6 protein-coding genes are annotated in these 4,647 nt (G+C 63.8%); all 6 read left to right on the top strand.

What is annotated here, in order from left to right:
• Positions 1-349: shikimate kinase (locus Q0T48_RS00665; protein ID WP_295950953.1), on the top strand; the 349-nt coding region annotated here is incomplete at its 5' end.
• Between the two features lie 48 nt (positions 350-397).
• Positions 398-1,534, top strand: a complete 1,137-nt coding sequence (gene aroB, locus Q0T48_RS00660; RefSeq protein WP_295950951.1) for a 3-dehydroquinate synthase — start codon at positions 398-400, stop codon at positions 1,532-1,534.
• A gap of 80 nt (positions 1,535-1,614) precedes the next feature.
• On the top strand, positions 1,615-2,769 hold the full coding sequence (locus Q0T48_RS00655) for a deoxyguanosinetriphosphate triphosphohydrolase (RefSeq protein ID WP_295950948.1): 1,155 nt from the start codon (positions 1,615-1,617) through the stop codon (positions 2,767-2,769).
• 20 nt (positions 2,770-2,789) lie between these two features.
• Positions 2,790-3,440, top strand: a complete 651-nt coding sequence (locus Q0T48_RS00650; protein ID WP_295950947.1) for a hypothetical protein — start codon at positions 2,790-2,792, stop codon at positions 3,438-3,440.
• Positions 3,441-3,443: 3 nt separating this feature from the next.
• Positions 3,444-4,013 carry a DUF1415 domain-containing protein gene (locus Q0T48_RS00645; RefSeq protein ID WP_295950944.1) on the top strand — a complete coding sequence of 190 codons (570 nt, stop codon included), beginning with the start codon at positions 3,444-3,446 and terminating at the stop codon, positions 4,011-4,013.
• Positions 3,994-4,647: SAM-dependent methyltransferase (locus Q0T48_RS00640; protein ID WP_295950941.1), on the top strand; the 654-nt coding region annotated here is incomplete at its 3' end. The genes Q0T48_RS00645 and Q0T48_RS00640, both read left to right, overlap by 20 nt.

Here is a 4,647-nt window from a genome sequence, read left to right as displayed (position 1 = left end):
GGCCGAAGTAATTGACGCCCTGACCCAAGACGGTCCGGGTGTGCTGGCTACCGGCGGCGGCACCGTGTTGCGGCCTGCCAACCGCGAAGCTTTGCATGCGCGGGGCCAGGTGGTGTATCTGCGGTCGACTCCTGAAGAAGTGTTTCGCCGGGTGCGCCATGACGTGAACCGGCCTTTGCTGCAAGTGGCGGACCCGTTGAACCGCTTGCGCGACCTGTTCGCCATCCGCGACCCGCTCTACCGCGAAACTGCGCACTTTGTGATCGAGACCGGGCGGCCCTCGGTCTCCACGCTGGTCAACATGATCATCATGCAGCTGGAACTTGGCGGCAGCGCCCCACCATCTTGAGTATGCGGGGCACGCAAGTGTGTGGGCTTCGCCTTAAACTGTGTGGCTATGTCCGCCCTTATCCAGCCCTCTCAGTCCATCCAGGCCGTCGCGCCCCAAACCGTCCACATCTTTCTGGGCGACCGTAGTTACCCTATCGCCATCGGCACCCAGTTGCTGGACAACCCGGCCACCTGGGCGGACCTGCCGCGTGCGGCGACGGCGCTGATCGTCACCAACACCACCGTCGGCCCTCTGTACGCCCAGCGGCTGAAGACCGCGCTGCAAAGCCATTACGCCACCATCCACACCGTGGTGCTACCGGACGGCGAGGCGTTCAAAACCTGGGAAACCCTGAACCTGATTTTTGATGCGCTGCTGGGCCACGGTTGCGACCGCAAAACCGTGCTGTTCGCCCTGGGCGGTGGCGTGGTGGGCGACATGACCGGCTTTGCCGCCGCCAGCTACATGCGCGGCGTGCCTTTTGTGCAGGTGCCGACCACGCTGCTGGCGCAGGTGGACTCTAGCGTGGGCGGCAAAACCGCCATCAACCACCCGTTGGGCAAAAACATGGTGGGTGCGTTCTACCAGCCCTGCAAAGTGGTGTGCGACCTGGACACGCTGACCACGCTGCCACCGCGCGAACTCAGCGCCGGACTGGCCGAAGTCATCAAATACGGGCCCATCGCCGATATGGCTTTGCTGGACTGGCTGGATGCCCACATGGATGCCTTGCGTGCCGGCGATGTGGCCGCTTTGGCGCATGCCGTGCAGCGCAGCTGCGAGATCAAAGCCCATGTGGTGGGCCAGGATGAGCGCGAAGCCGGACTGCGCGCCATCTTGAATTTTGGCCACACTTTCGGCCACGCCATCGAGGCGGGCATGGGCTACGGTGCGTGGCTGCATGGCGAAGGCGTGGGCAGCGGCATGGTGATGGCGGCGCACTTGTCGCAGCGGCTGGGCCTGATCGATATGGCCCTGGTGCAGCGCCTGACGCAGCTCATCCAGCGCGCGGGCCTGCCCACGGTGGGTGCGGTGCTGGACGCGACCGACAACGCAGGCCGTTACCTGCAACTGATGCGGGTGGACAAAAAAGCCGAGGCGGGCGAAATTAAGTTCGTGCTGATTGGCCCACCCGGCAGCGCCACGGTGCGCGGTGCACCCGATGCCCTGGTGCGTGCGGTGGTCGATGCCTGCTGCTCCTAAGCCATTTTGATGATTGCTATTGAAATGGTAGCTGCTAACGCAGGAACTGTCTGCGCTAGAGGCCTGTTTTTTATAAATCCATGCCACTAGCCGTCTACGCTTGCGACCCGGCGCAAAGTCGGGGTCGCCGCTTCTTCGAGGCTGCTGCGCCCACCCGTACCGCGTTTCAGCGCGACCGGGACCGCATCGTCCACTCCACCGCGTTCCGTCGCCTGGTCTACAAAACCCAGGTGTTCCTGAACCACGAGGGCGACCTGTTTCGCACCCGGCTCACCCATTCGCTGGAGGTGGCGCAGCTGGGCCGCTCCATTGCCCGCGCCTTGGACCTGAACGAAGACCTGGTCGAGGCGATTGCTCTGGCCCACGACCTGGGCCACACCCCGTTTGGCCATGCCGGACAAGACGCGCTGAACGCCTGCATGGCCGACCACGGTGGCTTCGAGCACAACCTGCAAAGTCTGCGCGTGGTGGATGCGCTGGAAGAGCGCTACCCGCTGTTTGACGGCCTAAACCTCACCTTCGAAACCCGCGAGGGCATACTCAAACACTGTTCACACGCCAACGCCGAAAAGCTCGAAGCCCTGTGCACGCCGCACCCGGACGGTGGCGGTGACGTAGGCCAGCGCTTTCTGGCCCGCACCCAGCCCAGCCTGGAAGCCCAACTCTGCAATCTGGCCGATGAGATCGCCTACAACGCCCACGACATCGACGACGGCGTGCGCTCCGGCCTGATCACGTTGGACCAGTTGCAAGAGGTGCCGCTGGTGGCCCAATTCCACCAGCAAACCCTGGCCGAGCACCCCCAACTTTCAGGCCGCCGCGTGCTGTACGAGTCCATCCGCCGCATGCTCAGCGCCCAGGTCTACGACGTGATCGCCGCCACCCAGGCCGCCCTGCAAGCCGCCCAGCCGCCCAGTGTGGACGCTGCCCGCCAGTGCGCGCCCCTGCTGCGCTTCAGCCCGGCCATGCGGGCGCAGTCGCTGGAACTCAAGCGCTTTTTGATGAAAAACCTGTACCGCCACCCGCAGGTGATGGCCATGACCACGCAAGCGCAAACCATGGTGCACGAGCTGTTCGCTGCCTACCTGGCTGCGCCGCAGGAAATGGCCCCCGGCTTTGCCGCCCGGTCCGCACTGGGTGCGCCGCGTGCCGTGGCCGACTACCTGGCTGGCATGACTGACCGCTTCGCCGCGCGCGAGCACGAGCGTCTGACCGGGCAAAAGCTGCTCGGATAAAAACAACCAAGAAATATCTCGTGAGTTTTCTGAACCAACTTAAAACCCAGGCCCACGCGTTGCGTAGCCAGCAAAATGCGACCCAGCTCTCGGCCGAGGCTCGAGTGGCGCAGACCGAGGCCGCTTGCCAGACGATGGCCACTTACCTGGCCGACCTGGCCCAGCAGCTCAACGTCATCACGCCACCTGCACCCGCCTTCACACTGGACGGCAGAACCCCCTGGCCGGCGATGAAGATGGCCGACTTTCGCTGCGACGTGCGGCAAAAGCGTCTGCGCGGCGTCGATGTGGTGGACTACATCGGCATGGGCTGGCGCGTGCTGCCCCAGGCCGGGCCACCTGTGAAGGCGGCGGTGAGCGTGAATTTTCCGCCCGAGTTGGAGCGCGTTGAAGCCCGGCTGGCGCTGGGCCATTTGAAGCACGAACGGCTGGAGCAGCGCCACCCCGAGACCAATAAACTGCTGGCCATTCGCTTTGAATACACCACCGAGCTGCTGGGCAGCCTGCGCATCACCCCTGACCACGACCAGTCCTGCTTCGCGTTCCGCATCAGCAATGCCACAGGCTTTGAGGTGCACACCACCCAGTTGCCTGTCGTTGAAATCAACCCGGACGTGCTGGACGAACTGGCCCGCCTGCTGGTGGCCCAGCCCAGCCGCTTTCTGCGCTAAGCCATGGTTTCACACGCCACCGTGATCGACGACTTGCGCCGCTGGCTGGAGCGCGCTGTGATTGGCCTGAACCTGTGCCCCTTCGCTAAAGCCGTGCACACCAAGGGGCAGATCCACTACGCCGTGAGCGCCGCCACCGACACCGAGACTTTGCGCCAGGACCTGATTAATGAACTAAATGACCTTCTAGCCCAGGAACCCTCTGCACGAGACACTACGCTTTTGATAGCGCCACAGGTCTTGGCGGATTTTTGGGACTACAACGACTTTTTAGGCAAAGCCGACCGTGTGCTGCGCAAGATGAAGCTGGAAGGCACGGTGCAGATCGCCAGTTTCCACCCCGACTTCCAGTTCGGCGGCACGGATGCGGACGACATCACCAATTACACCAACCGCGCCCCGTACCCCTGCCTGCACCTGCTGCGCGAGGCCAGCATCGACCGCGCCGTAGCCGCCTTCCCGGAAGCCGAGATGATTTTCGAACGCAACATGCAAACCCTGGAGGCACTAGGGCAGGGCGGCTGGGATGCGCTGGGCGTGGGAAAATCACCCGATGAAGTCCCCCCAACGTAAGCCTCTCGTCCCGCCCACGCTGCCGCCAGAAATCGACCCCGCCCAGTCCGTCGAGCTGCTCAAAGAGCTGCATATCCTAACCCGCGACGGCAAGCTCAACCAGGACTCGCGGCGCAAGCTCAAGCAGGTCTACCACCTGTTCCAGTTCATCGAAAAGTTGCTGGGCGAGCTGCCCGCCAGCAGCACCGGCCTGACGCTGGCCGACCACGGTGCGGGCAAGTCCTACCTGGGCTTCATCGTGTATGACTTGTATTTCAAAGCCCTGGGCGCAGGCCACATTTACGGCATCGAGACGCGCTCTGAATTGGTCACCAAGTCGCAAGAACTCGCCGCGCGCCTAGGCTTTGGCCGCATGTCTTTCCTGAACCTGAGTGTGGCCGAATCCACCCAGTCGGCGCTGCTGCCCGAGCGCATCGACGTGGTCACGGCCCTGCACGCCTGCGACACCGCCACCGACGACGCGATTGCCTTCGGCCTGCAAAAGAACGCCCGTGCCATGGTGCTGGTACCCTGCTGCCAGGCCGAGGTGGCGGCCTGCCTGCGCCAGAACAAGGCCTTGAACGGCAGCAAAACCCCGCTGTCCGAACTCTGGCGGCACCCGCTGCACACCCGCGAAATGGGCAGCCAGATCACC

Source organism: Rhodoferax sp. (assembly GCF_025354435.1).
GTDB lineage: Bacteria > Pseudomonadota > Gammaproteobacteria > Burkholderiales > Burkholderiaceae_C > Rhodoferax_B.
This window is presented reverse-complemented; position numbering and strand designations above follow the sequence as displayed.

Bases quoted from the DNA above. Each gene is read 5' to 3' on its own strand.
- aroB (WP_295950951.1), top strand. From the start codon at position 398: ATGTCCGCCCTTATCCAGCCCTCTCAGTCCATCCAGGCCGTCGCGCCC.
- Q0T48_RS00655 (WP_295950948.1), top strand. From the start codon at position 1,615: ATGCCACTAGCCGTCTACGCTTGCGACCCGGCGCAAAGTCGGGGTCGC.
- Q0T48_RS00645 (WP_295950944.1), top strand. From the start codon at position 3,444: ATGGTTTCACACGCCACCGTGATCGACGACTTGCGCCGCTGGCTGGAG.